The organism is Streptomyces sp. NPDC107765 (assembly GCF_055657085.1).
Map to the genome: position 1 here is coordinate 65,648 of NZ_JBVKBL010000005.1, position 26,681 is coordinate 92,328.

Below are 26,681 nucleotides of genomic sequence, written 5' to 3' on the forward strand. Positions count from 1 at the left end.
AGCATAAGTACTTGCGCGCAAGCCGCATAGAGGCTCATAGTCGTAACTCGTCAGGACAAGTGACGTCAGCCGATATGGCTGACACTTCAGTGGCCAAGGAGGCCAAACAACATGCAGTCCATCCCTGTGGACACGACCCGGCTCGGCGTGCTCCGTTGCGCCGTCGCGCCGGAACCGAAGATCGCGGACTTCGAAAGCAAGGAGGTGAAGAAGGACCGGGACGGCAACACGATCTACACCGTCGGCGTCACGGTCCGACAGGAAGGCCGGCGGGTCTCGGTGATCGAGATCTCGGTCACCGGAGAGCCGAAGGGCGTCGAAGAGGGCCACGAAATCAAGGTCACTGGCCTCGAAGCCTTCGCGTGGGCGATGGGCGACCGGCACGGGATCAGCTTCCGCGCCGCCGCCATCACGCCCGTGCCGGCCGTTCCGACCGGCGCCGCTCAGCGCAAGGCCGGTGATGCGTGATGGGACCGATCACGATCGCCTTCCTCCTGGCAGCGCTGGCCTGGGTCCTAGTCGTAGGCAACTACATGCGGGAGCGGTACCCGGTCAGCTCCTGGTACCTCACCGGCTACCCGGTGGCCGCTGTCCGGGTCCTTGGAAGCTCGCGGAAGGTCGCCCTGATCAACGACCTGACCGTCTCACGCCGACCCACGCGCGGACGCGTCGGCGACCTGGTCGTCAAGGGAGAGGCGCTGCGGCCCATCGCTCCGCGGATCTCCTTCCCCACGGCGACCCGGACGGGATTGCGCATGGAGGTACGGCTGCACGCGGGCCAGACCCCGGCACCGTTCATCGCGGCTGCGGACGCCTTGGCGCACGCCTGGCGCATGCACGCGGTCCGCGTCTCCTCGCCGGAGCGCGGCATCGTCCGCCTGGTCACCACTGCCAGCGACCCCCTGGAGCGTCCCGGCATTGCCTCAGCTCCCGCCGCCCTCCTCTCGGTCCTGCTCGGGGCGCTGGAGAGCGGCGGCGCATGGGTGATGAACCTGCGGAAGGAACCGCACTGGCTAATCACGGGGGCAACCCGATCGGGCAAGTCCACGCTCCTGGCGCGCCTCATCACCCAGCTCGCGCCGCAACCGGTCGCCCTCGTCGGCACCGACTGCAAGGGAGGCATGGAACTGGGGCTCTTCGGCAGCCGGCTCACTGCTCTGGCCACCTGCCGCCGCGAGGCTGCCGCCGTACTCGGCGCGCTCGTGGTGGAGATGCAGGACCGGATGCGCATCTGCCGGGCGGCGGGCGCGCGCTCGATCTGGGAGCTGCCCGAGAAACAGCGGCCGGCTCCGGTCGTCCTCATCGTCGACGAACTGGCCGAGTTGTACCTGTCCAACGGAACGCGGGGAGATCGGGCAGAGGCTGAGCAGTGCTCCACGTACCTCCTGCGGCTGGCTCAGCTCGGCGGCGCACTCGGACTCCACCTGGTGGTCGCCGGGCAGCGGGTCGGCTCTGAACTCGGCTCCGGCGTCACTGCCTTGCGGGCCCAACTCGGCGGTCGGATCTGCCACCGGGTGAACGACCCCGGCACGGCGGAGATGACCCTCGGCGACCTCAACAAGGACGCCGTGGCCGTAGCTCAGTCGATCAGCGCGGAGGAGAAGGGCGTAGCCGTCTGCACCGGCACGGACTGCGGCTGGGGCCGAGCCCGCTCGCACCTCACGCGGGCTGAAGAGGCCAGGGAAGCCGCGGTGAAGTACGCCGAGCTGGCTCCCGAACTCCCGGGCCTCGTACGTGCCCTGGAATCCCTGGATGCGGAGGCAGACGCATGAGCGAGGTAGCAGCCATCCCGTTCGCGGTGGCCTTCGGAATCATCACCGTGCTTCTGGTGCGCTCCCGCGACGTCCGGGCCTGGAAGCCCGTACTCATCGCACTCTTCGGCGTCTACATCGGCCAGACCCCGGTCATCTTCACCATCAACGGTCTCGTGACCTGGGTCTTCTCCGGCTTCCAACACACCTAGGAACAGGAGAGACACATGCCCATGCGCCGTGTGCGCTGCCCTCACTGCAAGGGCGAAGGGTCTCGTACCACCTGGACCGGTCGCCGGCGCAAGTGCCGGATCTGCCGGGGCGCGGGAACCATCCGCTGACTCTCCGCCCAGCACCTCACCACTCAAGGAGCGAACGCCATGGACGACACCACGCCACCACCTAGCCACCGTGCCGCTTTGGCGGCCCACCCCCGGAGGTCACCACCATCCCCGCCGAGATCACCTCGGCTGACAGGCGCGCCACCCTCAACCGCGCGGCGCGCCTGCGTCAGCTCTCCGAAATCGACCGCGACGCGATCCGACTCGCACAAGACCCGCAATTCCCCCGCTGGCTTGAGCAGATCACCGCCACCGGCGGCTGCGCCCACCCGGTCCACCTGGCCGGCTCGACCACCACGCGCGACGCCACGACCGGCGAGATCCTGCACAGCTACGACACCCGAAACGAACCCGGCGAACGCCTCCTCGTCCGCTGTCGCAACCGCCGCGCCACCGTCTGTGCACCCTGCTCCCGCCTCCACGCCGGAGACACGTTCCACCTCGTCCGCGCCGGGCTCATCGGCGGCAAGAACGTCCCGGACGACGTACGCGAACACCCCCGGCTCTTCGTCACCCTGACCGCCCCGTCCTTCGGCCCGGTTCATCGCGTATCAACCACCGGGGAACGCTGCCGGCCGCGACGTCATGCGGCCCACTGCGCACACGAACGCCCGACCGGCTGCTCCTCCGTCCACGACCCCGCTGACCCCCTGGTCGGCCAACCGCTCTGCGCTGACTGCTACGACTACGTGGCGCATGTCCTCTGGCACGCGCACGCCGGTGAGCTCTGGGACCGCTTCACTCGTGCTGTCCGTCGACGCCTCGCCGTGACGGCCGGTCTGCCGCAGAGCCACTTCCCCGCTCACGCTCGGCTGTCCTTCGCCAAGGTCGCGGAGTACCAGAAGCGCCCGGCGGTTCACGTCCACGCCGTCGTTCGGCTCGACGGCCCGGCCGGACCGGCAGACCCACCGCCCCCCTGGGGCACAGCCGATCGGCTCACGGCCGCCGTGCAAGCTGCGGCCCGCTCCGTCGCCGTGCGGACGCCTTACAGCCCAGCCGTCGGCGAGCACGCGTTGCGCTGGGGCCGCCAGATCGACGTTCGGCCGCTCCGCGCTCGTACCGAGGACTACGGCCTGTCGGACGACGCCGTGGCTGCGTACTTGGCCAAGTACGTCACCAAGGGAGCGAGCGAAACGGCGTCCGGCGCCGATAGGCGGCTCTCGTCATGGGACGACATCGACGCGGTGCCTGCCTCGCCGCATGTTCGGGCCCTGATGCGGACCTGCTGGCGGCTTGGCGGCCTGGCTGAGTTCGAACCGCTGCGACTGCGTTCCTGGGCGCACTCCCTCGGATTCCGCGGGCACGTCCTCACCAAGTCCCGGGCGTACTCAGCAACGTTCGCGGCACTGCGGGCGGAACGGGCTGCACACGAGGGGCACGACGATGCGCCCGGCGCGGCCACGGATGCTTCTTGGCGCTACGTCGGCTCCGGCCATTCCCCCGGCGCTGCCCTTATCGCCGTTGGCGTCGCCCATGACCTTGCTCTTAACCGCGAGATCACTCGCGAGGTGCTCCGGGAGCGGGGCGAGCGCCTATGACAGATGCCCAGCCTGCTTCGCTCCCGGATTGGATCGCTGACATCCTCGCCCGTTGGGTGCCCCCGGAGGATTACGATGCCCGCATGTCAGCCGTGGTGGACGGCTATTTGGCTGCACGCGTGTGGGAGGTCAGGTCTCTGCCACCCTCAACGGAATGAGTTGACCCTCTGCATGCCTGTGGGCGTTCATGATGAGGGGCCTCCGCCCAAGGCGCCGAGGCTGGTAAGTACCAGCATCATCAAAGTAAGACTCAGTCCGAAGGCTCCTCCACCTCGGGCGATGCAGGCCGGCACGCGCGCACCGTCCCACCGAGCCAGCAGCCCTGCTGTCATGCCGACGATGATCGCCGCCAGCGCCGCCGCCAGAACAAGCAGCAGCCTGACGCTGAATGACAGCCCCATCTGAACAACCTCCGTTGCAAACAGCCGTGTTGGACAACCTCAGCGTCGGGGAGGGGGCCGTGTCGGGGCTAGAGTTCGGGACTACCTCGATACTTCTCAAGACTATGCAGAACCAGAGGGGGGCGGCATGGGAAGGCGACCAAGCCCACTTGATCCAGACGAGCCACTGCAAGCCTTCGCTATAGAGCTGAGGGCTTTACGGGACGCGGCAGGCTCGGATGGGACTGCTAAGGCCACTTGCGCCAGCGTGGGCATTAGCCGCAGCACATACTTTGCGTGGCTCGGGGGGAAGCAGCTGCCCGGCAGGGACCTCCTGGAGTTGACGATCGAAAGCTGGGGCGGTGATGTCGCATATTGGCTAGAACGCCGTCGACAGGCTGAACAGGCTTTGGAGTGCCTTATGGTGCCCTCTGCCTCGCCGCTAGAAGAAGTGGAAGTCGGGGTGCTGTGTGATGACGAAACTGTCCTCAGTCATAGACTGAAGAACGGGCCTGATTACACGAAATTCTCTGAGCTTGAGGGTATTGATGAACTGCCGATTCACGAGATGCAGGCAAATCGAGAATTCCTTGCGCAGATCCATTATCTAGTATCAGACATGCCATCAGTGCCGCCCCCTTTCTTGCTCTGGCACTACACTAACTGCTCGCCCCAGCAGGTTTCGGATGTCCTTGATGGCAGTTACTATGGCTCGCCGGAAGGGAAGTTGCAGGCGCGAGAGCAGGTCGTCAAGGCTCTTGAAATGTTCTACCCTGACCGGGAAATTGGTGACGCATGGCCAATTGGGTTGCGCGTTCAACTCTGTCTCAAATGGGCAGAGATTGCTAAAGATCTCGAAAAGGCGTGGATCCGTCACTCGATCTCGATGATTCCCCGCCCTCGGTAGAATAGATAAGGCGTGACTATCGATCGCCATGTGTGCGCACCATCGGAGTTCGGGCCTAGAGTGTCGACCTAGTGACCCAAAGGCCCCATTCGCGTGGATACGAGGGGCCTTTGGGTGGGTAGGGGGTCAGGCGCCATCCCGCTCACTGGGTGCGATGGCATGGTTCGGTCCAGTCAAGAAGCGGGAGATGTGTCTTTAGCACCGATCGGCCACACCTTGATTGAGTCCAGCTCCGGGGGCTTCTTCCGCCCCCTGCCGACACTGAAGACCTCGCATTCCGCGATCACGCTTGCCACGATGGCCCGGCGCCGTTCGAGGTTCTGCATGTCCTCATCCCTCCAGACGGCCAGGGCGTCTGTCTCGGTGCGGGACTGCTTGACGACCGATGCTGCCTCGCGGGCCCGGAGCGCCTGCAGGTCGGTACGGAGATGCGTCAACGAGTCGAAGTAGTCTTCGTCGTCCAATCCGCCTTCCTTCCACCGGCTGCGGAGTCCCCGGATTCGCTCTTCCAAGACCTGTATCTCCTCGGCCAGGCCATCGTCAGAGCTGGCTTGGGGCTGCGGCCTGCGCTTCATCAGCGCGGCCTCAACCACTTCGTTCAGCCGGGCCTCGATCCAGTCGTAGCGGCGGTTGACCTTGCCGCATCCCCGCTCACCATTTGCGCCAACCTGGGCGGAGTGGCAGAAAGTTCGGCGGAAGGTGCGCCCCTGGATCGTTGCCCACTGGATGCGCATGGTTGATCCGCAGTGGCCACACTTCAGGACGCCCGAGTAAACGTGCTTGCGCTTTCCTGACCCCTTCTTCGCCGGCGTGGCGCGACTGTCGAGCACGGCTTGCACGTTCTCCCACTCCTCGCGGGTGAGCGGGTGGGGGTAGACGCTGTCGCCGAGGTCCTGGCCCTTATATGTGACGATGCCGCCGATGCGCTCGGACCGGTAGACCCTCTTGACCTTCTGGATGTCCCAGACCGTTTTGGCCTCAGGGGTTCGCGCGCCCTTCTCGTTCCAGGCTCGGGCCACATCTCCCGGCGTCCGCTGGTCCATGAGCATCTTGTAGCCGAGCTGGATGAGCTCCACCTCTTCAGGCTCCAGCTCCTGAAAGTTGGAGCCCTCCTTGAAGCCGAAGAGCCGGCTTCCGCCCGCGTGCGGCTTGCCCTTCTCGCGGCGCTGGAGCAGTGAGAGGTTGATGCGCTCTGACATGCGCTCGGTCTCCTGCTGTGCCACGGCGCCCTTGATCGTGAGGATCATGCGTCCGTTGGCCGTGGCGGTGTCCTCGCCTTCCGTTGTCGCGAATGCGAAGCCGTGTTCCTTCTGCTCCTCCAGGAAGTGAGTCAGCTCGGCAATGCGGCGCGTGAGGCGGTCGATCGAGTAGACGACGATGCCGTCAATCACGCCCTCCCGGGCGTCCCGAAGCATCTCGGTGTAGATCTTGCGCTTACGCTGGCTCGTGGTGGATGCCGACGTGTCGTTCTCCGGGTAGACCTTGAGCACCGTCCACCCGAGCCGTTCGCACAGGTCGCGGCACGCCTTCTCCTGGCGCTGGATGCCGAGTTCCTGCCCCTTGCGGTCCTTGCTGATGCGGACGTAGATCCCCACGCGTTTCGGCCTGGCCATGATGACTGGCTCCCCTCCGTCAGCCGCCCGCACTGATTAACGTACATAGTCAGTGGGCGGTTACCAACGTCGCCGGCCAGTCGGTCATCCCGATCCTGGTCTCCGCCAAGGAGAAGATCCTGGACCGCGAGGCGTACAACAGCGCGAAGAGCATCAGCCTGGGCGCGGCTGCTGCTGCTGACGCGGAGGAGAAGCTCCCCGTGCCGGCTGCCGCATAGCCCGAGCCTGTTGCCGTCCGCCTGCGCCCCGGCCTCCTGGAGGTCGGGGCGCAGGCGTGTGCGGCATGGCGATGCGCGGCCTCGAACCCGGGCCGCGGTGGCGGCGCCCGGCCGGCAGGCCACGCCGCAACCGGGTGCGTCAGGCCCGCGGGGTGACCGCGTGGCCGAAGTGGCGGGCGAAGAACCGCACCGCGCTGTCGGCCTCGAACCTGGGCAGCTCCTTGTGCCTGCCCGAGTTCACGTGCAACGACTTCTCCTTCGAGGCGAAGGCGTCGAACAGGGCGAGACCCTCCTCGCGCGAGATGTGCTCGTCGTCCCACTGCAGGTCGAACTCGATCGGGATGGTGATCTGCTTCGCCTTCTCGGCCAGGACGTCGGGCCAGTGCTGACCGAAGACCGCGGCCGTGATCCTCGGTTCGACCGCCACGAACGGTATGCCGATCGCGGTGCCCATGTTGATGCCCCAGAAGCCGACCGGCCCGTCGGTGCCGATCTCCGGGAGTTCCTGGAGGGCGTCGAGGGTCGCCCGGTACTCGGGGACGGCGAGCTCGGCCAGGTGATCGTTGTAGCGGACGACGATCGGTCCTTCCGGCTCGCCCGCCGCCCGCGCCCGGAACAGCTCGGCGATTTCTGCCTCGTCGTGCGCGGTGCGCGGCCGGTCACCGTGACCGGGCGCGTCGATGACGGCGACGTGGAAGCCGCAGCCGGTCACGAGAAGGCGGGCGCGGCCGGACATCGCCGGGTGCTTCTTGTGATTGCCGCCGCCGTGGGCCATCAGGATCAGGGGCGCGCGATCGGCGCCGGAGGCCGGCGACCAGAGAACACCGGGGACATCGCCCACGGTGAAGTCGCGTTCGCGTATGCCGTTCGACGACGACTCGGTGGTGAACCGCAGAGAGTACATAGGTGTTGCCCTTCGGGAGTGCCTTGTGGTCGAGGCGCTCCCGGCGACACCTAGGTCAATCGCCGGCCGTGACGGGAAGGGGGAGCACCCACGTCGATGCAGCATTCATGGGTCTCACCTCCTCGGGCGGTGTCACGGACGGCTGGAACCTAGCAGCCCGATGATCATCGCTTCAACCTTTTTCCCCGCCCATGCCCGCAAGGACCCAGCTGTCCGGGTGGGTGTGCAGAACGGTTCATCCGGCTCTCTTCGCGGTGCCGGCCGGTCGGGGTTCGCCGGCTTCCGGCACGCGCAGCGAGAACCAGCCGGCCCGGTACCCGAACAGCCACACCACGCCCAGATACAGCCCCGGGCCGACTTCGCGGATCTCGTCGCGAATACCGCGAGCCGCCAGGGAGATCTTCGAGTAGTCGACGACGATGCACTCCCGGTCGTCCAGCAGGCTCGGCCCCCGGTAGACCTGGGCGACGACGGCGAGGATGTCGAACGTGGTCAGCCGGTTGCTCACATAGCCCGGCTCGAAGACCTTGCCCCGCCACACGGCCAGGCGCACCAACCGGGCGAGCGGCCGGGCGACCGCGCTGCCTCCCCACCGGACGATGCCCGTGCCCTCCAGCGGCCCCGTGGGGATGTCACCGGGCGGGCTCTCGCGGAAGAGCTCCCTCAACCGGGCATCACCGGCCGTGAGCAGGTCCGCCTCGCTGACCCCCACGTGCATCCTCCTGACGGACGGGTTATCAGCCCTCACTCTGGTCGCCCCGTGGGAAACCCACCATCGCTGCCGGGCCGAACGGGGGAGTCCGGGCCGCCGGATCAGGGAGCCGGAAGACGCCTAGCTGCGCTGGCGGACCCGGCGGGCGGTGGGGCCCGGGCCGGGGGCGGGGGTGCCGAGGGGGCCGGTGGCCAGGTGGGTCAGCAGGCGGAGGAACGTCTCCCGGTCCTCGTCCGGCAGTGCCGCGAGGGCCCGTTCGTGCACCGCGTCCACGATCCGCTGGCTGCGCTCGGCGGTGCGTGCGCCCTCCTCCGTGACGGCGATGATCCGGGCCCGCCGGTCGGTGCTGGAGGGGCGGCGCTCGGCGAGTCCGGCCTTCTCCAGGGCGTCGACGGTGACCACCATCGTGGTCTTGTCCATGTCGCCGATCTCGGCGAGCTGGATCTGGGTGCGTTCCTCCTCCAGCGCGTGCACCAGGACGCAGTGCATGCGGGCGGTGAGGCCGATCTCGGCGAGCGCCGCCGCCATCTGGGTGCGCAGCACATGTCCGGTGTGGTCCAGCAGGTAGGAGAGGTCCGGCTGGGTGCGGGTCGGGGGCGGCGACATGGCGGTCATGGCTCCAGCGTAAGCCACGATCGATCCGAGAAATATAGTCTGCAACGGAACTATCTGTTACGGTCCCTCTGTCTCCGTCGCCGGCCGGCACCCGTCTGCTCACGCCGTCCGGCGCGCCTTTCGTACGTACTGCGACAGGAGGGCCACCGTGCCCACGTCCCGTTCCGTGCCCATCTCCCGTTCCGTGCCGCCGCGTTCACCGCGCCGCGGCCTCGCCCTCGGCGTCATCGCCGCCAGCACGCTGATGATCGTGCTGGACGGCTCCATCGTCACCGTGGCCATGCCGGCCATCCAGCACGACCTCGGGTTCAGCCCCGAGGGCCTGAGCTGGGTCGTCAATGCCTATCTCGTCGCCTTCGGCAGCCTGCTGCTCCTCGCCGGGCGGCTCGGCGACCTCCTCGGGCGCAAGCGGATGTTCGTCGCCGGCACCGCCGTCTTCACCGCCTCCTCGCTTCTGGCGGGCCTCGCCACCGGGCCCGCCGTGCTGCTCGCCGCCCGCTTCCTGCAGGGCGTCGGCAGCGCCATGACGGCGGCCGTGGGTCTCGGCATCCTCGCCGCCCTCTACCCCGAGGGACGCGAACGGGCCCGCGCCCTCGCGGTGTTCAGCTTCACCGGTGCCGCCGGCGCCTCGATCGGCCAGGTGCTCGGCGGCGTGCTGACCGACGCACTGGACTGGCACGGGATCTTCCTGATCAACCTGCCCATCGGGGCCGCCGTCCTCGCCCTGGCCCGCCCCGCACTGCCCGCCGGCCGGGGGCTCGGCCTGCGGGCCGGGGCCGACGCCTGGGGCGCGCTCCTGATCACCGCAGGTCTCATGGCGGCGCTCTACGGCATCGTCAACACCGCGACGTACGGCTGGACTTCGCCGCAGGCGCTGGTTCCGGCGTCCGTCGGTGCGGCGCTGGTCGTCGCCTTCTTCCTGCGCCAGGCCCGGGCCCGCACCCCGCTGCTGCCGCTGCGCATGCTGCGCTCGCGCGCCGTGGTCACCGCCAACCTCGTCCAACTGCTCATGATCGCCGCCCTGTTCGCCTTCCAGGTGCTGGTCGCGCTCTACCTCCAGGGCGTACTTGGCTACGACGCCGCCCGTACCGGACTGGCGATGCTCCCCGCCGCCCTGGCCATCGGCGCCACCTCACTGGTCGTCTCCGCCCGGCTGATCGCCCGCTACGGGGAGAGCGCCGTCCTGCGGACCGCCCTCGTCCCGCTGATCGGCGCCCTCGCCCTGCTCACCCGGCTGCCCGTGCACGCCGCCTACGTCACCGATCTGCTGCCCGTGATGCTGCTCGTGGCCGGCTTCGGCCTGGCCCTGCCCGCGCTCACCGCACTCGGCATGTCCGGCGTCGACAGCCAGGACGCCGGACTGGCCTCGGGCCTGTTCAACACCACCCAGCAGCTCGGCTCGGCGCTCGGCGTCGCGGCGCTGTCCACCCTGGCGGCCGGCCGCACCGACACCCTCGTCCGGCAGGGCAGCCCCCGCGCCGAAGCCCTCACCGCCGGCTACCACGTGGCCTTCGCCGCCGGCGCCGGACTGCTCGTCCTGGCACTGCTGGCCGCCACGGTGCTGCTACGGCGGCCCCGGGTGCCGGAGGTGTCCGTGGTGCCGGACGTGACCACGGCGGAGGAGCTCATGGGCGCTCAGAAGCCCGGTAGGCAGCCCGCGCCGGACGCGGTTCCGTCCGCCTGACCCGACTCCCGACACCGGACACACCCGAACCCCCACCCACCGAAACGGAGCACCTCATGCCCGGCCCCGCCCCGCGCGTCCTCACCGAGACCGAACTCGACGACATCCTTCAGGAGCAGCAGTTCGGCGTGCTCGCCAGCGTCCGCAAGACCGGCCACCCGCACCTCGCCACCGTCCTGTACCGCTGGGACCCGGCGGAGCGGATCGTGCGGATCTCCAGCACGCAGGACCGCCTCAAGCCCCGCCACCTGCGCGCCGACCCGCACGCCGCCCTGCACGTCAGCCGCGATGTGTGGGCCTACGCGGTCGCCGAGGGCCAGGTCGAGGTCTCGTCCCCGACCACCGTCCCCGGCGACGCGGTCGGCCGCGAACTGCTCGCCATGGCGGTCGCGGGCGGCGCCCCGCTGGACGAGGACGCCTTCCTGGCGGAGGCCGTCACCGAACGGCGCGTCGTCCTCCGCCTCAAGGTGTCCCGCCTCTACGGCACGGCTCTGGACGTCACCGAAAGCCCCGCGTGACCGAAGGCTCCTAGGGGCCAGGCGTCTTCCCGGAACGGATCAGGGCGCGGGAAGCACGCGCCGACCGGATCAGGGCGCAGCGAGCGCCCGCCGGTCAGGCGTCAGCCCGCCGGCACGGCCCCCGTGTGCGCCAGGATCGCCTCCGCCAGCGGCCCCTGTACGGCCGGCGGCAGCGCGTGCCCCATCCCCGGGATCTCGACGACGTGCGCGCCGCCGAGGCACTGCGCGAGGTGCTGCGGATGCGGCGGCGGGAACACCGGCTCGGCGGGCGCCGCGATCACCAGTGTGGGCACCTCGTTCCGCGCCAGCTCCTCCGTACGCAGCATCCCGCTGTCGTCCGCCCGCCCGTGCGCGGTGCCCACCCGGTAGTGCCCGGTGTGCTCGATGACCCGCCGCTCCAGAGCCTCGTAGTGGTCGGCGTCGAACGGCAGTTGACCACCGGCGAGTACCCGCCAGTGTTCGAGCCGCCGTGCCACCTCCGCCTCCGGGCCGTGGTCCTCGACCGGGCGGGCCCACAGCTCCAGGACCTCGGGCCTGATGCCGGGGAGTTCGCCGACCGGGACGACGGAGCCGTCCGGCGCGGTGTAGGGGGTGGTGCTGAGGGCCATGGTGCCGATGAGAGTGGCGCCGATCCATCGGTCGGGGTGGTCGGCGAGCACCATCTGGGCCAGCATGCCGCCCAATGACATGCCGACGAGATGCGCACGCTCGATGCCCAGCCCGTCCAGGACGGCGATCACGTCGTCCGCGAGATCGGCGATCCGGTACGGCCGGTCGTCGAAGCACCAGGTGGAGCGGCCGGTGTCGCGGTGGTCGTAGCGGATCACCCGGTGGTGTGCGGCCAGCGCGTCGACCAGTTCGTCCGGCCAGCCGACGCCGGTCGCCTGGGCCCCCATGACCAGCAGCAGCGGGGGTGCGTCGGCGGGGCCGCGCTGCTCGGTCCACAGGCGGATGCCGGGGGCGACGTCGAGGAACTGCTGCACGGTGATGTCCTCCAGGAAGAGCGGGGTGAAGGGGTAGCCCTTCGGTCCGGCCAGTGGATCGTGACGGAACGAGACGTATCGTCTCGTCACGCGCCGGAAGCTGTCAACTCACCGGCCGCCGGCAACCCGCGTCCGGCCGTCAACTCCCGTGCGGCCACCAGGAAAACGAGGAGGGAAAAGTGCTGTCAGCGCTGCCCATCGGATGGCGGGAAGCCGTCGGAAAGCCGGGCGCGGAAGGTGAAGATCGTAAACTTACTCTGCGGTAAAGGGGCGGGACGGAGGGTTGTTCAGGGTGGGAGCTGTGAAGAGCAAGCGGGTGCCGAGAGCCGTCCGGGAGCAGCAGATGCTCGATGCCGCGGTGCGGACCTTCGCCCGGCGCGGCTACCGAGCGGCGTCGATGGACGAGATCGCCGAAGTGGCCGGGGTCTCGAAACCGCTGGTCTACCTCTATCTGAACTCGAAGGAAGAACTCTTCAGCGCGGTCATCCGGCGTGAGGCGGCGGCGCTGGTGACGGCCGTGACCGACGCCGTGGAACCCCGGGCCGCGGCCGACCGCCAGCTGTGCAGCGGTCTGCGCGGCTTCTTCGCGCACACCGCCGAGCACCCGGACGGCTGGGCCGTGCTCCATCAGCAGGCCCGGACGCACGGCGAGCCGTTCGCGCGCGAGGTCGCCGCCATGCGCGCGGAGATCGTCTCCTTCGTCACGGATCTGATCGGCGTCGCCGCGAAGGAGGCGGGCTGCGCCGGCGAACTGGCCGAACGCGAGGTGGCCGGGCTCGCGCACGCCCTGGTCGGCGCGGCCGAGTCGCTCGCGGAATGGGCCAACGTCCGTACCGACGAAGGACCTTCGGGGGAATGCGTGCATCCGACGGCGAAGGACGCCGCAGCCACGATGATGAACTTCGCCTGGGCCGGCCTGGGCCGGATGATGGCGGGGGAGCGCTGGGCGCCGCACGGCTCGGCCGACCCGGCCGATGCCTAGGGACGAGCGCTCCCCGGCCCTGCCCCTTCTGCTCCCGCGGCTGTTGGTCCCGCCCCGCGGCGGCCAAAGATCCCGCTGTACGAGCATTGGCCGGCCCGGACTCCTCGCGTAAATTTACTTCGCAGTAAGGTTACTGCCGGGTCAGGGGACGGAATACGGGGCCCAACTCCGCGATGACACACGGCAGTTGGACCGCGCGGGCGTGAGACCAGGCGGCCGGCGCGGTTCCGACCACGCTGCCGCACTCCACAGGAGAACAGCACTCCGCAGGAGAACAGCACTCCACCGGAGAACCGAGGAGCCGCTCGTGTCCCACCAGGTAAGTGCCCCTGTCCACGCCCCCGCCCCCACCCTCGTCGAACCCCACAAGGCGACCCTGCCCGACGGCACCGTCCGCGAGGTCTTCGTCCCCCCGCTCGTCCCGCCCGTGACCCACGGATCCCTCGGCGATCTCCCCTTCGTCAACGCCGCCGAGGCCCCCGCCGACGTCGTCCTGGCCCGCAAACAGCCCAGCGGCACCTGGCGCGACATCACCGCCGCCGAATTCGCCGCCGAGGTCCGCGCCGTCGCCAAGGGCCTGCTCGCCCACGGCCTGAATCCCGGCGACCGGCTCGCCATCATGGCCCGCACCACCTACGAGTGGACCCTCCTCGACTTCGCCGCCTGGGCCGCCGGCCTGGTCACCGTCCCCCTTTACCCGACCTCCTCCGCCCACCAGGCGGAATGGATCCTGAACGACTCCGGGGCCCGCGCCTGCGTCGTCGAGGACGTCGACGAAACCCGCCTGATCAGCGGCATCCGCGGCCGGCTGCCCGCCCTCGACCACCTCTGGCAGTTCAACACCGGCGCCGTCGCCCAACTCGTCGCCGCCGGCCGCGACCTCCCCGACGAAGCCGTCGACGCCCGCCGCGCTGCCACCGGCCCGCACGCCCTCGCCACCCTCATCTACACCTCCGGCACCACCGGCCGCCCCAAGGGCTGCGCCCTCACCCACGGCAACTTCTTCGCCGAGGTCGACAACGCCGTCGAACTCCTCCACCCGGTCTTCAGATCCGTCAGCCAGGAGCCCGCCGCCACCCTCCTCTTCCTCCCCCTCTCCCACGTCTTCGGCCGGATGGTCGCGGTCGGCTGCCTCCGCGCCCGGGTCCGCCTCGGCCACGCCCCCAGCATCCAGACCGACGACCTCCTCACCGACCTCGCCGGCTTCCGCCCGACCTTCCTCCTCGCCATCCCCTACGTCCTGGAAAAGGTCTTCAACACCGGCCGCGCCACCGCCGAGAAGATGGGCCGCGCCGCCTCCTTCGACCGCGCCGCCCGCATCGCCCGCGCCTACGGCGAAGCCGTCGAAGCCGAGGAACGCTCGGCTTCCGAAGGCCGGTCAAAGAGCCGAGGCGGAGCGAAGCGGAGCGGGAAGGGCCCCGGCCCCGGCGTCGCCCTCAAGGCCGCCCGCAAGCTCTACGACCCCCTCGTCTACCGCCGCATCCGCGCCGCCCTCGGCGGCCGGGTCCGCCACGTGATCTGCGGCGGCTCCCCCCTCGGCCACCGCCTCGCCGCCTTCTACTCCGGCGCCGGCATCGAGATCTTCGAGGGCTACGGCCTCACCGAGACCACCGCCGCCGCCACCGTCACCCCGCCCCTGCGCCCCCGCATCGGCACCGTCGGCTGGCCGCTCCCCGGCACCGCCGTCCGGATCGCCGACGACGGCGAGATCCTCCTCCACGGCGGCCACGTCTTCGCCGGCTACTGGGACGCCGCCCTCGGCGCCGCCCGCCCCGCCACCGACGCCGACGGCTGGCTGCCCACCGGCGACCTGGGCGCCCTCGACGCGGACGGCTACCTCACTATCACCGGCCGCAAGAAGGAGATCATCGTGACCACGGGCGGCAAGAACGTCGCCCCCGCCCCCCTGGAGGACCGCCTCCGGTCCCACCCCCTCGTAGGCCAGTGCATGGTCATCGGCGACAACCGCCCCTACATCACCGCCCTGCTCACCCTCGAACCGGACGGCCTCGCCCACTGGCGCCAGAGGCACAAGAAGACGGACGTCCCGCTGGAGGACCTCGTTCGGGACCCGCTGCTCCTCGCCGACCTCCAGCGCGCCGTCGACGACGCCAACGCGCTCGTCTCCCGCGCCGAGTCCATCCGCCGCTTCGCGGTCCTCCCGGTGGAATTCAGCGACCGAACCGGACATCTCACCCCCTCCCTGAAGCTGCGGCGGGCCGCCGTGGCGCGAGATTTCGCCAAAGACATAGAAGCCCTTTACGAAAGGACGTGACCCCCCTCTGGAGCCAGGGCCGTCCGCGCGTCAAACTGGAACCCCGTGTCACCTCTGTGGGGGAGGTGGCACGGGGCCTTAGTGCTGCCCGGAATCGTCGGGCTGCCCGGATCCGTCGGGCCCGGCTAGGTGGTGGCGCTCCCGCCGGCCTCGCCGCCGACCTCGCACCACACGGTCTTCCGGCCCACCCCCTGCCGTACGCCCCACCGCACCGCGACCGCGTCCAGCAGCGCCATCCCGCGCCCGGCCTCCGCGTCCTCCGCCGCCCGGACCAGCACCGGCAGCGTCCACGGATCGGGATCGGTCACCTCCACCCGGGTACGGCCCCCGGCCGCGCCCCTGATGTGCACCGTCACCGGCGTGCCCTCCCCCAGGTGCCGGATCACGTTCCCCACTATCTCGCTCACGCACAGCTGCACGTCCGCACACGGCCCGCCCAGATGCGCCCGCACCGCCCGGCGCAGCCCCGGCACCTCCTTCGGTACGGCGAGCAGCTCCCGCGTGAACGGCCCGCCCGGTGGTTCGCCCGGCGCTCTCACCGCCCGGCCGCCTTCCGCAGCGCCTCGGCCAGCCGGCGGGCGGTCTCGGTGTTGCAGTTGCCGAGCGCCACGAGCGGCAGCGCGTAACTGCCCGCGAACCCCGGCAGATCGACGCCGAGCGACGGCAACGTGATGTCGTTGTCCCGCAGCGCGCTCCGCAGCAGCTCGGTGCAGTCGTGGACCTCGTCGTGGAGGTGGCTGGGCATGGGCGTACGCCTTCCTGTGCCGGTCTGTACGTATGGTGACGAACTCCTCACAGCCTGACGTCACCCGGCGTAACGTGGAAGGGGTTCGGACCCCACTGCGCGAACCGTGGAACGGTGAACCATGCCCGCACGCAAAGACGTTGACGGCTCGGCGAGCGTCCCCGCCTTCTACGGCGCCGAACTGCGCTGGAAGCGCGAGGCGGCGGGCCGCACGCTCCAGGAAACGGTCGACGGCAGCTTCTACGGGGCGAGCTACCTCAGCGAGATCGAACGCGGTACGCGGCGGATGCCGCTGGATCTGGCCCGGCACGTCGATCGCGTACTGGACACGGACGGGTTCTTCGAGCGGCGCTGCGAAGACGCGCGGAAGGCGCGGCGGAGAGGGCACGCGGAGTACTTCGAGAAGGTCCTGGAGGCCGAGAAGCACGCGGACCTCATCGAGGAATGGTGCCCCAGCCTCATCCCTGGCCTGTTGCAGACCGGCGCGTACGCGCGGGCGGTCATCCGGGCCACGCATCCCGTGGAGCCGATTGAGGAGACGGACGCCAAGGTCAATGCCCGACTGGCGCGAGCCAGGCTCTTCGACGACCCGGTCAGGCCCGAGTACTGGGTGATCCTGCACGAATCGCTGCTCCGACTGCCGATCCTCCCGGCGGACGCGATGGCCGAACAGCTCGACCACATCTCCGGGTTGGCGCGCCGATGCCGCATTACTCCACAGGTGCTGCCGTGGAACTGCGGGGCGCATCCGTTCATGCTGGGTACGGCCATGATCATGGCGTTCTCTGATGCCCCGCCCCTGGTCTACACCGAGTCGCTCCACACCGGTGACACCATCGACGATCCGGCCCTCGTGAAGGAGTACCGCAGGTCGTACGATCGGCTCAGGGCCGCCGCACTGCCGCCTGAGGCGTCCCTCGCCCTTATCGAGGATGCGGCTGAGGATCTCCGAAATGGCCATCAAACAGCCTGACTTGCGCACAGCACACTGGAGGAAGAGCAGCTACAGCAACGGTTCCGGGGGGAACTGCATTGAAGTAGCGGAGGGGTTCGTGGGCGCTGCCCGCTGGCGCAAGAGCAGCTACAGCAACGTATCCGGAGGCGACTGCGTCGAAGTGGCTGAAGGGTTCGTGGGTGCCGCCCAGTGGCGCAAGTCCAGCTACAGCAACGGCAGCGGGGGAGACTGCGTCGAGGTCGCGGAGGGGTTCGTTGGTGCTGCTCAGTGGCGTAAGTCGAGCCACAGCAACGGGGACGGCGGCAACTGCATCGAGGTCGCCGACACCGCAACCGGCGGCCTCGTCCCGGTCAGGGACTCCAAGAACCCCCACGGCCCCGCCCTGCTCATCCAGGCGGACGCCTGGTCCGCGTTCGTCGCGGCGGTCAAATCCGCAACGTTTTCCCCTCGTGGAGCGCGGTGACGCGGCGGCGCGTCAGTTGGGGTACGTCCTTCACCGCCTGGTGGAACGCCCGGTGGTCGGCCTCGCCCGCCAGCCAGTCGTCGAGGGTCTGCCAGGCCGCCGCGTAGCCCGTGGACAGTCGCTGGACCACCTTCGCGTCCAGGCAGGTCACCCCATTGGCCGCGGCTTCCCGCAACACCCGTTGGCCGGCCTGGCAGTTGACGTACGGGCGGTCGAGAGCACCTTTCGCGCGGGCGAGCAGCCGTCGCAATTCCAGGTCGTGCTGGAGCGTGGTCAACCGTGCCTCGACCGTGTGCGAATCGGGGTGACCGTTCTGCGTGGCCGTTTCCTCCCGAACCAGCGGCGGCGGGAAACCCAGCGTGGACGCCGCCACGGGCTGGCAGTTCGCCTGCAGATAGCGGATGAAACTCACCCGGTCCTGCCATCTGCGCCTGCTGCCCGGATCGGCGATTTCCCATACCGACTTCCAGATGCTGCGCTCGGCCCGGAGCCATTCCGTCGCGCGCTGAATATCCACGGCACCCTGCTCGAAGCGCCGGTTCCAGACCTCCTGCATGAGCTTGGCGATCTCTTCGAGAAGCCGGTAGTCGTATGCCCGCAATTGCACTTCGGTACGGCTGCTGGGCGCGCTCTGCTCGAACGTCTCCGCACTCGGGTACATCGTCCGTACGAAGTTGGTGAAGAGCGCATTCCCCGGGCTCTTCGGGTCCCGCAGCAGCGCCAGGTCCGGGTCCTCCTCGACCAGCCAGGACCGCTCGACGGTGGCGGCCTTGCCCCGGGTGGCCTGTACCGCATGGTCGAGGCGGGCGATGGCCCGCGCGACAAGTTCCCCCTGGTCGGCCGCGGCCCAGTGGGTCGCGTTCAGGGCCACGGCATACACGCAGGCGGCGTTGTAGTGCGTGTGCCAGTCGCGACGCACCCAGAGAAGCGCCGAGGCGCCGAGCCGCCAACGGAGGGACCAGATCTTCAGCTGCGCCCAGTCGAGCCGGCTGACCGGGAGACGCCAGGTGTAGGGCCACCGCCACTTGTACGGCGGCGTGGTCCGAGGGCCCTGCCCGATGGAGGCGTCGTACGCGTGGGTCGCCCAGGTCAGTTGCAGGGGAGCCCACACCCTGCGATTGATGTGGAAGGCGCCGCGCGTGACGGGCGAGGGCGTCCCGCGCACGCTCTGGTAGTAGGAGGCCGGCCAGAAGAACCGGAGCCAACTCCACAGCCGGGCGGGCCAGTACAGCCAGATGCGGGCCCAGGCGTCATCCGCGGCGAGGCGCGCCGTCTCCTGCAGCGCGATGCGCTGCATCACGACCCGGATTTCCGTCGGATTCGTTCTCCGCAATGTCTTTTCCAGCGAATCTTGGGCCGCCTCTTTGCGCTCCTTCCGCCGTTTCCGGCGCAGCGGAATGCGCGGAGCCACCCCGAGGGCCGCCGGCCAGTAGCGGTCCACGAACAGCGGAATCAGGTTCTCGCAGGTCTGCCAGCCGTGGGCGCCCGCTCCCGCGACCCATTGCCGGGCGGTCGTCTCGGCCGTTCCCAGGATGATCGAATTGCGGTACCGGAGTCCGATCAGTTCCCGGTACAGGCGCGGGTGCAGGAAATAGCGCAGCCGCCGCGGATGCGGATTCCAGTGGCTCAGCCACAGCCGTTTGCGGTATCCGCGTACGCTCTGCCCGTCGAGGGTGAGCGCCCGCTGGCAGGTGTCCAGCGCATCGATGTGCAGCCCCATCTTCTCCTGCGTCTCGGCCAGTTCGGCCCGCAGGTAGGGATTGACCGGATCCAGTCGTACGGCGGTGAAGTACTGCTCCAGCGCCTCGTGGTGGCGGCCCGCGCGGCTCAGCGCGTTCGCCTCCTGGTACGCCTCGTACAGCTCGGCTTTGATCTCCTGACCCCACCAGCGGCGCCAGGGCGGCAGCCGGCCCGCGCGGGTGACCGGCAGCAGCGTGCTGATGGTCCAGCTGCCGGCCTTGCGGATGACGTCGTCCCAGTCGCTGCCCCAGACGTCCTTCGCCCGTGAGCCGCCGAAGAGGAACGCGGTGACCGTCACCGTCATGCCGTACGGGTCCGGCCGGCCTTCGTGGTACTGGAGGACGCCGCTGACGCGGTAGGCCAGCTTGGGGCGCAGCCGGCCGAGCAGCTTCGGCAGCGCGGTGCCCAGCTTCTCCGGGTCGATCTCGACGTCGCCGAGCAGCTCCAGGAAGGACTCGGCGGGGGCCTGCGCGGGGAGCGTGGCCGGCGGGTACATGCTGCTGTCGGAGAGACGGCGGCGCAGTCTGGCGGTGAGGTCCACATCGCTCGGCTTCGGCGTGCCCTCCGGAGTGGCGTCCTCCAGTTGCTGGACGTCCACCGCACCGGGCTTGTACGCCAGCCATGCGCGCGTCGCCCGCCACAGGAAATACAGCAGCACCAGCAGGATCAGCAGGAACGCCAGTCGCGAGCCGATCGAGGCGCCACCGGGCTTCGTCGGCTTGAAGACCGCGCCGACGCCACCGAAGACCTGGCCCAGGAAGCCGATGAGGCCGCCGCCGTCCCACGCCGTCCGGTGCTCTCCCGCCTGCCACAGGGCGGCCGTCAGCCCCGCGAAGCCGAGGCCGCTCCACCACCACCAGCCCACATACCGGGGCGCCGGAAGCGGCGCCGAGAGGCTGCGTTCGGAATCTGCTCGGCTGTTGAACATGGCGGCGGCCAACGGCTCGTGAGGGTGCGAAGAGCCTGCGCGACGTGGACGTCTGCGCGCGTGGCGGGCGTCCGTGGCAGGGCATCCGTGTCAGGTGTCCGTGTCAGGCTCAGGTCATGCCTTACGGCCCACGCTACCCGCGGAGCGGGTGGTAGACAGGGCAACCAAATGGGTCCCGGGCGGGACGCCCGAGCGGGGCCTGCCGGCCGGCCGACGGCCGGTCACTGCGGCGGCAGTGCCACCGCCGTCTGCATCTCGCAGGAGTTGCACCAGAACGCCCAGCCGTTCGCGTCCACGGCCCGCGAACCGCACGCCAGACACGGATCCCCCACGAAACTCGCGGTGACCCAGCCCCCGGCCGTCGCCGCCCGCCGGCCGGCCGCGGCGCACTCGTCGGCGTAACACGGGATGCACACCCCGCCCTGACGCCCGGGCAGCTTCATCGACCGTATGCCGCAGTGGCAGCACGGCAGCCTGCCGACGTACTGCGCGTCCAGTCCGACCGGCTTCCCGTTCCTGCCGAAGGCCGCTGATGATCCTGCTGGCATGACGTCGCCTTCGTCTCCTCTATGCAAGGACGGTGCCGGTGCCGCCGCATCCGGAGCACTGCGTGGTGACCTTGTCGCCGGCCGGTGTTTCCCAGTCCACGGTTCCTCTGCCGCAGCAGTCGGGGCAGGGCTTCTGCGGGGGCAACTGCTCGCTCATTCTGCCCACGGTAGGGCGCGTCATGTTGTCATGTGACCACTTTCCGTGATCACTTTGGCGTGCATTTATCGCACATTTGTTTGTCGCGCCCGGCTGCCCTCGGATGGCACGCCAGGGGCCGCGCCGCCTGGTGCGCCAGGGCCACCAGGCGTAATGCCCGCGCCGGGAAAAGTTCATCAACATGCCATGAGGCGACTGTGGTAAAGGCGCCACAGGCGACCGCATTCGGACGCGCGGTCGGCCGTATTCAGGGGCGCGGCGGCATTGGGGCGTGCGTGGGCATTGAGGCGTGCGGCGACATTCGGGCGCGCGCCGACATTCAAGGGCGCGGCGAGACTCAAGGGCGCGGCGGCATTCCGAGGTGACATGTATGCGCCATGAACCCCGGCGCGCAATGTAAGGAAAAAGCGTGGTGCATAAGGCAGGAGCCCCGCTTCGCCACCGGAGTGGCGGAGCAGGGCTCCTTGGGTACTACGTTGAAGCGACCTGGAAGAATTCCGGGCCGGGCAACTTAGACCGGCGTAACGTTCTCCGCCTGCGGACCCTTCGGGCCCTGCGTGACGTCGAAGTTCACCTGCTGGTTCTCCTCCAGGGAGCGGAAACCAGAGGCGTTGATCGCCGAGTAGTGGACGAAGACATCCGGGCCGCCGCCGTCCTGGGCGATGAAGCCGAAGCCCTTTTCAGCGTTGAACCACTTGACGGTTCCGGTAGCCATAAGCCCTCCTTGGGCCAAAGGGTTGCCCTGCTCCAGAACCTGCAAAGAAGTCTGAAACTACAAGAGCCCGCGGGTCACATGCTCCGCAGGCTCTGTACTGCAAGGGAAACCAAACTGCAACTTGCGCTGAGCGTAGCATGGTGGACTCGTGAGGCGGAAGAGCCAAAGATCACGTTTAACCGTCAGCACTAACGTCCATACGCCGCCCCCGACGCCCCGGTCCACAACCACCGGGTCTAGCCTCCGCATGTGGACAATTCAACCTTCGAAGACGCACCCGCAGGAGCCGACGCCGACCACCGTCGCAGCCGGCCGCGGGTGGGCCACATCCAGTTCCTGAACTGCCTGCCCCTCTACTGGGGCCTCGCCCGCACCGGCACCCTCCTCGATCTGGACCTCAGCAAGGACACGCCGGAGAAGCTCAGCGAGCAGCTGATCCGCGGCGACCTCGACATCGCCCCCGTCACCCTCGTCGAATTCCTCCGCGCCGCCGACGACCTCGTCGCCTTCCCCGACCTCGCGGTCGGCTGCGACGGCCCGGTGATGTCCTGCGTGATCGTCACGCAGAAGCCCCTGGAGCAGCTGGACGGCGCCCGCATCGCCCTCGGCTCCACCTCGCGGACGTCCGTACGCCTCGCGCAGCTGCTGCTCGCCGAGAAGATCGGCGTACGGCCCGACTACTACACCTGCCCGCCGGACCTCGGCCTGATGATGCAGGAGGCCGACGCCGCCGTACTGATCGGCGACGCCGCACTGCGCGCCAACCTGCACGACGGCCCGCGGCTCGGCCTGGAGGTCCACGACCTCGGCCAGATGTGGAAGGACTGGACGGGCCTGCCGTTCGTCTTCGCCGTATGGGCGACGCGGCGCGCCTACCTGGAGCGCGAACCGCTCGTCGTGCAGAAGGTGCACGAGGCGTTCCTCGCCTCCCGCGACCTGTCCCTGGAGGAGGTCGGCAAGGTCGCCGAACAGGCCGCCCGCTGGGAGACCTTCGACGAGCCCGTACTGGAGCGCTACTTCACCACCCTGGACTTCCGCTTCGGCCCCGACCAGCTGCGCGGCGTCAAGGAATTCGCCCGCCGGGTCGGCCCGACGACCGGATTCCCGGCGGACGTGAAGGTGGACCTGCTGGGAGCGGCGGGCAACCGCTGATCCGAGGCTTCCGCCTCGGTGCCCGCTGCGCCGGGGCTCCCGCCTTGGTGCCCGCTGGTCCGCGGCCCGCGTTCCGGTGTCCGCTGGTCCGCGGCTGCCGTCTCGGTGCTCGCTGATCTGCGGCTCCCGTCCCGGTGCCCGCTGAGCTGCGGCTCCGCCTCGGTGCCCGCTGATCCGAGGCTCGCGCTCCGGTGCCGGCGCCCCGGTGCCCGCGCCCCGGTGCCTGCGCTCCCCGTGCTCCGTGCCCCACCGACCGGCCGTCCCGGGTCCTAAGCTGGGGCCGCCGTATCGAGGGGGAGGCGGGGCCATGGAGCCGCTGTCAGGGGACGATCCGCGGGTACTGGGCGGGTACCGGCTGCTCGGCCGGCTCGGCGCGGGCGGCATGGGGCGGGTCTATCTGGGCCGCAGCGCCGGCGGGCGCACGGTCGCCGTGAAGGTCGTGCACGCCCACTTCGCCGTCGACGACCAGTTCCGGGCCCGCTTCCGGCGGGAGATCGAGTCGGCGCGGCGGGTCGGCGGCGCCTGGACCGCGCCCGTACTGGACGCCGACCCCGACGCCGCCGTCCCCTGGGTCGCCACCGGCTACGTCGCCGGCCCGTCGCTCACCCAGGCCGTCACCGAGTACGGGCCGCTGGCCGAACGCTCCGTACGGGTGCTGGGCGCCGGACTGGCCGAGGCCCTGGCCGCCGTCCACGCGCTCGGCCTCGTCCACCGGGACGTCAAACCGTCCAACGTGCTGCTGACGCTGGACGGCCCGGTACTGATCGACTTCGGCATCGCGCGGGCCACGGAGGGCACCGCATCCCTCACCACCACCGGGGTCTCGGTGGGATCACCCGGCTACATGGCGCCGGAACAGATCCTCGGGAAGGACGCAGCGGGCGCCGCCGACGTCTTCTCGCTGGGCGCGGTCCTCGCGTACGCGGCAACCGGCGCCAGCCCCTTCCCCGGCGACTCCTCGGCCGCCCTGCTCTACAAGGTCGTCCACGAGGAGCCCGACCTCGGCCGCCAACTGGACGGGGAGCTGAGGGAGTTGGTCACCCGCTGCCTCTCCAAGAACCCGGCGGGCCGCCCCGCCCCGGCCGACCTCGCGGCCCGCCTCACGGGCGAGGGCAGCGGCGGCACGGCCGACCTCGTACGAGCCGGCTGGCTGCCCGGCCCCCTGGTCGAACAGGTCAGCCGCCGGGCCGTGGAACTGCTGAACCTCGACCTGAACTCTGACGCGGGGCCCGATGGCCCCGATGGGGCCAGGACGGTCGGGGCGGGGGCGGCCGTGTCCGGGGAGGCCGCATCGGGGCAGGCCGGAGCTGGGGAAGCCGGGTCCGGGCTGGTGCCGTTCGACCTGCCGGCGCAGGGGCCGGGCGCCGGCCACCCCGGCGGGACCCACCTCCCGACCGCCCCCGACCTCGCCGGCCTACCGACCGACACGGGCCACGGTACGAGCGGCGGAACGGGCGGCGGCATGGGCCGTGGAACGGGCGGCGGAACGGGCGGTGGCGCGGGCCACAGCGGGGGCGGTGGAACGGGCAGTGGCGCGGGCGGTGGCGTGGGTGGTCTCGTCCCGGGGCAGCCCGTGGCACAGCCCGTTCCGAAGGAGCGGAGGGTCTCGCTGACCGGGGCGGTCGGCGGGGCGATCGGCGGCAAGGGCCCGGACCGTCCGCGCCGCGTGAGCTGCACGCTCGTCCTCTCGGTGGCCGGTGCGGTGGCCGCCGCGACGACCGCGGCCTTCGTCTTCACCCTGCTGCCCAGGACGGGCGGTGACGCCGCCGGCAACCAGGCCGGTGCCAAGCCGCCGGCGACCGGCCACACCCCGTCCGGCCGCCCCACCGACCCCGGTGGCTACGAAGGCCCGCTCGCCGTCACCAAGCCGTTCCTCGGCACCTGGACGGGCAGCATCACCACGTCGCACGGCATCCCCAACGGCACCATGACCAGCACCATCACCGCCGGCGGCAAAGGCGACTACGTCATCCACACCACCTACGACGCGGTCCTGGTGCGCTGCGAGGCCAAGGCGAAGCTGGAATCCGCGACCGACCAGCGCCTGACCCTCCTGGAGCGCCCCGACGGCAAACAGGGGCCCGGCTGCACCGGCAACAAATCCCGGGTGACGTACACGCTCACCAAGGACGGCACCACGATCGCGTTCACCTCGGACGACCCGGGGGGCGGCACACCGAAGGCGACACTGACGAAGAAGTGAGCGGGGGGTGCGGCCACCACTGACCACCGACCACTGACCACTGACGAAGAGAAGAAGCGAGGGGCGAGGCCACCGGGCCGCCGCGTGGTCAGGCCCGCGGCCAGGCCGGCGGCCAGCTCGGTGGCCTGAGTGGCCGGCTCGGTGGCCTGAGAGGCCAGCTCGTTGACCAGGCCAGTCGTCAGGGGGCAGCCAGGGACAGCCAAGGGGCTGCCAAGGGCCTGTCGGTGGGCTGACGTACGCTGGGTCCGTCGTGATGCCCGCCTGCGAAAGGGAAGCCCCGGTGACCGAGAACGCCGACCTCCAGTCCGTACTCGACCGCGCCGCGCAGGGCGGTCGCATCACGCCGGAGGAAGCGCTCGACCTGTACCGCTCCGCGCCGCTGCACGCGCTGGGCCGGGCCGCCGACGCCGTGCGCCGCCGCCGCTACGCCGGCACCGAGCACATCGCGACGTACATCATCGAACGCAACATCAACTACACCAACGTGTGCGTGACGGCCTGCAAGTTCTGCGCCTTCTATGCCGCGCCCAAGGACACCGCCAAGGGGTGGACGCGGGACCTGGACGACATCCTGCGGCGCTGCGCGGAGACCGTGGAGCTGGGCGGCACCCAGATCATGTTCCAGGGCGGCCACCACCCCGACTACGGCGTCGAGTACTACGAGAAGCACTTCTCGGCCATCAAGAAGGAATTCCCGCAGCTGGTCATCCACTCCCTCGGCGCCTCCGAGGTCGAGCACATGGCCCGTATTTCCGGGGTGTCGATCGAGGAGGCGATCCAGCGGATCCACGCCGCCGGCCTCGACTCCTTCGCCGGCGCCGGTGCCGAACTGCTCCCCGCCCGCCCCCGTAAGGCCATCGCGCCCCTGAAGGAATCCGGCGAGCGCTGGCTGGAAATCATGGAGGCGGCCCACAACCTGGGCGTCGAATCGACCTCCACGATGCTCATGGGCACCGGCGAGACCAACGCCGAGCGGATCGAGCACCTCCGGATGATCCGCGACGTCCAGGACCGTACGGGCGGCTTCCGCGCCTTCATCCCGTACACCTACCAGCCCGAGAACAACCACCTGAAGGGCCAGACGCAGGCCACGATCTTCGAGTACCTGCGGATGATCGCGCTCGCCCGGATCTTCTTCGACAACGTCGCCCACATCCAGGGCTCCTGGCTGACCACCGGCAAGGAGATCGGCCAGCTGTCGCTCCACTACGGCGCGGACGACCTGGGCTCCATCATGCTGGAGGAGAACGTCGTCTCCTCGGCCGGCGCGAAGCACCGCTCCAACCGCATGGAGATCATCGACCTGATCCGCAAGGCGGGCCGGGTCCCGGCGCAGCGCGCGACGACCTACGAGCACCTGCTCGTCCACGACGACCCCGACAACGACCCGATCGACGAACGCGTCGTCTCCCACCTCTCCTCGACGGCCATCGAGGGCGGCACCGCCCACCCCGAACTGAAGCTCATCGAAGCCAAGTAGGACCCCATGCTGACACTTCACCGGGCCCGGCGAGGTGTCCACTTCACCGACACCGGCGACGCGACGTTCGGCAACAGCGGCATGCCGACCGACGCCAGCTGCGCGGCGGTTGGCGGTAGTGGTGGGGTTGTCGATGTCAGCGGCGCGGCGGTTGGCGGCAGTGGTGCGGTAGTT

26 protein-coding genes and 1 pseudogene are annotated in these 26,681 nt (G+C 69.8%); 15 read left to right on the forward strand and 12 right to left on the reverse strand.

The window, feature by feature from the left end:
• Positions 1 to 111 precede the first annotated feature (111 nt).
• From ACZ7MX_RS14225 to ACZ7MX_RS14240, 4 genes are all read left to right on the forward strand, one after another.
• Positions 112 to 468: an SCO3933 family regulatory protein gene (locus ACZ7MX_RS14225; RefSeq protein WP_472131915.1), complete on the forward strand. Its 357-nt coding sequence runs from the start codon at positions 112 to 114 to the stop codon at positions 466 to 468.
• The gene (locus ACZ7MX_RS14230) at positions 468 to 1,772 is read left to right on the forward strand and encodes an FtsK/SpoIIIE domain-containing protein (protein ID WP_472131917.1); all 1,305 of its coding nucleotides are present in this window, start codon (positions 468 to 470) and stop codon (positions 1,770 to 1,772) included. The genes ACZ7MX_RS14225 and ACZ7MX_RS14230 overlap by 1 nt, the downstream gene beginning before the upstream one ends.
• Positions 1,769 to 1,963, forward strand: coding sequence for a hypothetical protein (locus tag ACZ7MX_RS14235; protein WP_472131919.1), 195 nt, complete (start codon positions 1,769 to 1,771; stop codon positions 1,961 to 1,963). The genes ACZ7MX_RS14230 and ACZ7MX_RS14235 overlap by 4 nt, the downstream gene beginning before the upstream one ends.
• A gap of 293 nt (positions 1,964 to 2,256) precedes the next feature.
• Positions 2,257 to 3,630, forward strand: a complete 1,374-nt coding sequence (locus ACZ7MX_RS14240; RefSeq protein WP_472132512.1) for a replication initiator — start codon at positions 2,257 to 2,259, stop codon at positions 3,628 to 3,630.
• A 185-nt stretch (positions 3,631 to 3,815) separates the two neighbouring features.
• Here the strand turns inward: ACZ7MX_RS14240 and ACZ7MX_RS14245 are convergent, their stop codons facing one another.
• A complete protein-coding gene (locus ACZ7MX_RS14245) occupies positions 3,816 to 4,031 on the reverse strand; it encodes a hypothetical protein (RefSeq protein ID WP_368451197.1) in 216 nt (71 codons plus the stop codon).
• A gap of 319 nt (positions 4,032 to 4,350) precedes the next feature.
• On the opposite strand from ACZ7MX_RS14245, the gene ACZ7MX_RS14250 reads away from it, so the two are divergent.
• On the forward strand, positions 4,351 to 4,917 hold the full coding sequence (locus tag ACZ7MX_RS14250) for a hypothetical protein (RefSeq protein ID WP_472131921.1): 567 nt from the start codon (positions 4,351 to 4,353) through the stop codon (positions 4,915 to 4,917).
• 173 nt (positions 4,918 to 5,090) lie between these two features.
• Here ACZ7MX_RS14250 and ACZ7MX_RS14255 read toward each other — a convergent pair whose 3' ends face one another.
• The 4 genes from ACZ7MX_RS14255 to ACZ7MX_RS14270 form a co-directional block, all read right to left on the reverse strand.
• Positions 5,091 to 6,530, reverse strand: coding sequence for a recombinase family protein (locus tag ACZ7MX_RS14255; protein ID WP_472131923.1), 1,440 nt, complete (start codon positions 6,528 to 6,530; stop codon positions 5,091 to 5,093).
• A gap of 357 nt (positions 6,531 to 6,887) precedes the next feature.
• Positions 6,888 to 7,652 carry an alpha/beta hydrolase family protein gene (locus ACZ7MX_RS14260; RefSeq protein ID WP_472131925.1) on the reverse strand — a complete coding sequence of 255 codons (765 nt, stop codon included), beginning with the start codon at positions 7,650 to 7,652 and terminating at the stop codon, positions 6,888 to 6,890.
• 235 nt (positions 7,653 to 7,887) lie between these two features.
• The gene (locus tag ACZ7MX_RS14265) at positions 7,888 to 8,370 is read right to left on the reverse strand and encodes a hypothetical protein (RefSeq protein ID WP_472131927.1); all 483 of its coding nucleotides are present in this window, start codon (positions 8,368 to 8,370) and stop codon (positions 7,888 to 7,890) included.
• Positions 8,371 to 8,484: 114 nt separating this feature from the next.
• Positions 8,485 to 8,979: a MarR family winged helix-turn-helix transcriptional regulator gene (locus tag ACZ7MX_RS14270; protein WP_472131929.1), complete on the reverse strand. Its 495-nt coding sequence runs from the start codon at positions 8,977 to 8,979 to the stop codon at positions 8,485 to 8,487.
• Between the two features lie 244 nt (positions 8,980 to 9,223).
• Here ACZ7MX_RS14270 and ACZ7MX_RS14275 point away from each other — a divergent pair, with 244 nt between their 5' ends.
• Together ACZ7MX_RS14275 and ACZ7MX_RS14280 are read left to right on the forward strand one after the other, a co-directional pair.
• Positions 9,224 to 10,663 (forward strand): MFS transporter, encoded by a 1,440-nt coding sequence (locus ACZ7MX_RS14275; RefSeq protein WP_472132514.1) that lies wholly within the window; start codon positions 9,224 to 9,226, stop codon positions 10,661 to 10,663.
• 56 nt (positions 10,664 to 10,719) lie between these two features.
• Positions 10,720 to 11,181: a TIGR03618 family F420-dependent PPOX class oxidoreductase gene (locus ACZ7MX_RS14280; protein WP_472131931.1), complete on the forward strand. Its 462-nt coding sequence runs from the start codon at positions 10,720 to 10,722 to the stop codon at positions 11,179 to 11,181.
• A gap of 101 nt (positions 11,182 to 11,282) precedes the next feature.
• On the opposite strand, the gene ACZ7MX_RS14285 is transcribed toward ACZ7MX_RS14280, so the two are convergent.
• Positions 11,283 to 12,164, reverse strand: coding sequence for an alpha/beta fold hydrolase (locus ACZ7MX_RS14285; protein ID WP_472132516.1), 882 nt, complete (start codon positions 12,162 to 12,164; stop codon positions 11,283 to 11,285).
• Positions 12,165 to 12,456: 292 nt separating this feature from the next.
• On the opposite strand from ACZ7MX_RS14285, the gene ACZ7MX_RS14290 reads away from it, so the two are divergent.
• Both ACZ7MX_RS14290 and ACZ7MX_RS14295 read left to right on the forward strand, forming a co-directional pair.
• On the forward strand, positions 12,457 to 13,146 hold the full coding sequence (locus ACZ7MX_RS14290) for a TetR/AcrR family transcriptional regulator (RefSeq protein ID WP_472131933.1): 690 nt from the start codon (positions 12,457 to 12,459) through the stop codon (positions 13,144 to 13,146).
• Between the two features lie 307 nt (positions 13,147 to 13,453).
• Entirely contained in the window at positions 13,454 to 15,421 is a 1,968-nt protein-coding gene (locus ACZ7MX_RS14295; protein ID WP_472131935.1) for an AMP-dependent synthetase/ligase, read from the forward strand.
• Between the two features lie 125 nt (positions 15,422 to 15,546).
• On the opposite strand, the gene ACZ7MX_RS14300 is transcribed toward ACZ7MX_RS14295, so the two are convergent.
• Positions 15,547 to 15,960, reverse strand: coding sequence for an ATP-binding protein (locus tag ACZ7MX_RS14300; RefSeq protein ID WP_472131937.1), 414 nt, complete (start codon positions 15,958 to 15,960; stop codon positions 15,547 to 15,549).
• A complete protein-coding gene (locus ACZ7MX_RS14305) occupies positions 15,957 to 16,166 on the reverse strand; it encodes a hypothetical protein (protein ID WP_472131939.1) in 210 nt (69 codons plus the stop codon). The genes ACZ7MX_RS14300 and ACZ7MX_RS14305 overlap by 4 nt, the downstream gene beginning before the upstream one ends.
• 121 nt (positions 16,167 to 16,287) lie before the next feature.
• Here ACZ7MX_RS14305 and ACZ7MX_RS14310 point away from each other — a divergent pair, with 121 nt between their 5' ends.
• The 3 genes and pseudogenes from ACZ7MX_RS14310 (at position 16,288) to ACZ7MX_RS14320 (ending at position 17,584) form a co-directional block, all read left to right on the forward strand.
• The gene (locus ACZ7MX_RS14310; protein ID WP_472131940.1) at positions 16,288 to 17,139 is read left to right on the forward strand and encodes a helix-turn-helix domain-containing protein; all 852 of its coding nucleotides are present in this window, start codon (positions 16,288 to 16,290) and stop codon (positions 17,137 to 17,139) included.
• A pseudogene (locus tag ACZ7MX_RS14315) lies at positions 17,120 to 17,284 on the forward strand (DUF397 domain-containing protein); the annotation flags it as partial. The gene ACZ7MX_RS14310 and the pseudogene ACZ7MX_RS14315, both read left to right, overlap by 20 nt.
• Before the next feature lie 12 nt (positions 17,285 to 17,296).
• On the forward strand, positions 17,297 to 17,584 hold the full coding sequence (locus ACZ7MX_RS14320; RefSeq protein ID WP_472132518.1) for a DUF397 domain-containing protein: 288 nt from the start codon (positions 17,297 to 17,299) through the stop codon (positions 17,582 to 17,584).
• Here the strand turns inward: ACZ7MX_RS14320 and ACZ7MX_RS14325 are convergent.
• From ACZ7MX_RS14325 to ACZ7MX_RS14340, 4 genes are all read right to left on the reverse strand, one after another.
• Positions 17,547 to 20,252: a tetratricopeptide repeat protein gene (locus tag ACZ7MX_RS14325; RefSeq protein WP_472131942.1), complete on the reverse strand. Its 2,706-nt coding sequence runs from the start codon at positions 20,250 to 20,252 to the stop codon at positions 17,547 to 17,549. The genes ACZ7MX_RS14320 and ACZ7MX_RS14325 overlap by 38 nt on opposite strands.
• A gap of 221 nt (positions 20,253 to 20,473) precedes the next feature.
• Complete coding sequence (locus tag ACZ7MX_RS14330) at positions 20,474 to 20,800, reverse strand: hypothetical protein (protein WP_472131944.1); 327 nt, start codon at positions 20,798 to 20,800, stop codon at positions 20,474 to 20,476.
• Positions 20,801 to 20,819: 19 nt separating this feature from the next.
• Entirely contained in the window at positions 20,820 to 20,957 is a 138-nt protein-coding gene (locus ACZ7MX_RS14335) for a hypothetical protein (protein WP_158745259.1), read from the reverse strand.
• Positions 20,958 to 21,468: 511 nt separating this feature from the next.
• Complete coding sequence (locus ACZ7MX_RS14340; RefSeq protein WP_003984261.1) at positions 21,469 to 21,672, reverse strand: cold-shock protein; 204 nt, start codon at positions 21,670 to 21,672, stop codon at positions 21,469 to 21,471.
• Between the two features lie 249 nt (positions 21,673 to 21,921).
• Here ACZ7MX_RS14340 and ACZ7MX_RS14345 point away from each other — a divergent pair, with 249 nt between their 5' ends.
• The 3 genes from ACZ7MX_RS14345 (at position 21,922) to mqnC (ending at position 26,507) form a co-directional block, all read left to right on the forward strand.
• Positions 21,922 to 22,824, forward strand: coding sequence for a menaquinone biosynthetic enzyme MqnA/MqnD family protein (locus tag ACZ7MX_RS14345; RefSeq protein WP_472131946.1), 903 nt, complete (start codon positions 21,922 to 21,924; stop codon positions 22,822 to 22,824).
• A 307-nt stretch (positions 22,825 to 23,131) separates the two neighbouring features.
• Entirely contained in the window at positions 23,132 to 25,027 is a 1,896-nt protein-coding gene (locus ACZ7MX_RS14350; RefSeq protein ID WP_472131948.1) for a serine/threonine-protein kinase, read from the forward strand.
• Between the two features lie 280 nt (positions 25,028 to 25,307).
• Complete coding sequence (gene mqnC, locus ACZ7MX_RS14355; RefSeq protein ID WP_472131950.1) at positions 25,308 to 26,507, forward strand: cyclic dehypoxanthinyl futalosine synthase; 1,200 nt, start codon at positions 25,308 to 25,310, stop codon at positions 26,505 to 26,507.
• The last annotated feature ends 174 nt before the right edge of the window (positions 26,508 to 26,681 follow it).

Bases quoted from the DNA above. Each gene is read 5' to 3' on its own strand.
- ACZ7MX_RS14225 (WP_472131915.1), top strand. From the start codon at position 112: ATGCAGTCCATCCCTGTGGACACGACCCGGCTCGGCGTGCTCCGTTGC.
- ACZ7MX_RS14245 (WP_368451197.1), bottom strand. From the start codon at position 4,031: ATGGGGCTGTCATTCAGCGTCAGGCTGCTGCTTGTTCTGGCGGCGGCG.
- ACZ7MX_RS14255 (WP_472131923.1), bottom strand. From the start codon at position 6,530: ATGGCCAGGCCGAAACGCGTGGGGATCTACGTCCGCATCAGCAAGGAC.
- ACZ7MX_RS14280 (WP_472131931.1), top strand. From the start codon at position 10,720: ATGCCCGGCCCCGCCCCGCGCGTCCTCACCGAGACCGAACTCGACGAC.
- ACZ7MX_RS14270 (WP_472131929.1), bottom strand. From the start codon at position 8,979: ATGACCGCCATGTCGCCGCCCCCGACCCGCACCCAGCCGGACCTCTCC.
- ACZ7MX_RS14230 (WP_472131917.1), top strand. From the start codon at position 468: ATGGGACCGATCACGATCGCCTTCCTCCTGGCAGCGCTGGCCTGGGTC.
- ACZ7MX_RS14305 (WP_472131939.1), bottom strand. From the start codon at position 16,166: ATGCCCAGCCACCTCCACGACGAGGTCCACGACTGCACCGAGCTGCTG.
- ACZ7MX_RS14235 (WP_472131919.1), top strand. From the start codon at position 1,769: ATGAGCGAGGTAGCAGCCATCCCGTTCGCGGTGGCCTTCGGAATCATC.
- ACZ7MX_RS14265 (WP_472131927.1), bottom strand. From the start codon at position 8,370: ATGCACGTGGGGGTCAGCGAGGCGGACCTGCTCACGGCCGGTGATGCC.
- ACZ7MX_RS14325 (WP_472131942.1), bottom strand. From the start codon at position 20,252: ATGTTCAACAGCCGAGCAGATTCCGAACGCAGCCTCTCGGCGCCGCTT.
- ACZ7MX_RS14350 (WP_472131948.1), top strand. From the start codon at position 23,132: ATGGAGCCGCTGTCAGGGGACGATCCGCGGGTACTGGGCGGGTACCGG.
- ACZ7MX_RS14330 (WP_472131944.1), bottom strand. From the start codon at position 20,800: ATGCCAGCAGGATCATCAGCGGCCTTCGGCAGGAACGGGAAGCCGGTC.
- ACZ7MX_RS14340 (WP_003984261.1), bottom strand. From the start codon at position 21,672: ATGGCTACCGGAACCGTCAAGTGGTTCAACGCTGAAAAGGGCTTCGGC.
- ACZ7MX_RS14275 (WP_472132514.1), top strand. From the start codon at position 9,224: ATGATCGTGCTGGACGGCTCCATCGTCACCGTGGCCATGCCGGCCATC.
- ACZ7MX_RS14310 (WP_472131940.1), top strand. From the start codon at position 16,288: ATGCCCGCACGCAAAGACGTTGACGGCTCGGCGAGCGTCCCCGCCTTC.
- ACZ7MX_RS14260 (WP_472131925.1), bottom strand. From the start codon at position 7,652: ATGTACTCTCTGCGGTTCACCACCGAGTCGTCGTCGAACGGCATACGC.
- ACZ7MX_RS14335 (WP_158745259.1), bottom strand. From the start codon at position 20,957: ATGAGCGAGCAGTTGCCCCCGCAGAAGCCCTGCCCCGACTGCTGCGGC.